The sequence below is a fragment of the Bartonella sp. AA78NXGY genome (assembly GCF_042197005.1).
Taxonomy (GTDB): Bacteria; Pseudomonadota; Alphaproteobacteria; order Rhizobiales; family Rhizobiaceae; genus Bartonella.
On record NZ_JBHIRI010000108.1, the window covers coordinates 1 to 539 of the forward strand.

Here is a 539-nt window from a genome sequence, read left to right on the forward strand (position 1 = left end):
AGAAGTTCTGAGATAGCAGAATCAGCTTCTGGGAACACAACAAAATAAAGCGGTTCATTTTTATTCTCCGCATGTTGCTCTGCATAAACAGCAGCTTCATAGGGTGGCGTAAAGATGCCATTAAAGGACACATGCACTTTGCCATCAGAGCCTTCTTGCAAATGCTGCTTTTCTTCATCCGTTAAATAATGTGCGTGAGGTATTGGTTGTCCACGAGCGTCTTTGATATACTGTCCATTTTCATCTATTTCATAGATTGTATTGCCATTTTCATCACGATCCACCACGGCGATGGGGTGCTCTTTGATAAACATGGTTTTATAGGAATCATCGCTGTATTTAAACCCTTCTTCTAAGAGTTGAGTTGCCATTTCACGGTTTTCATGGACGATTTGTTCCAGCTTGCCTACATCGAGCTGTTGTACACCCTTATGGGCGCTAGCAGTATCCCGATTAAGGGAGGCTATGGTTTGATCAACGCCTTGCCCTGTCAATGCCTTCTGCCCTGCTTCATCAGTAATGACGATGGTGCCATCGCT

The 539-nt window shown here is 44.0% G+C and carries 1 pseudogene; it reads right to left on the bottom strand.

Annotated features, from left to right (window positions below):
- A pseudogene (locus ACFINL_RS09900) lies at window positions 1-539 on the bottom strand (filamentous hemagglutinin); the annotation flags it as partial.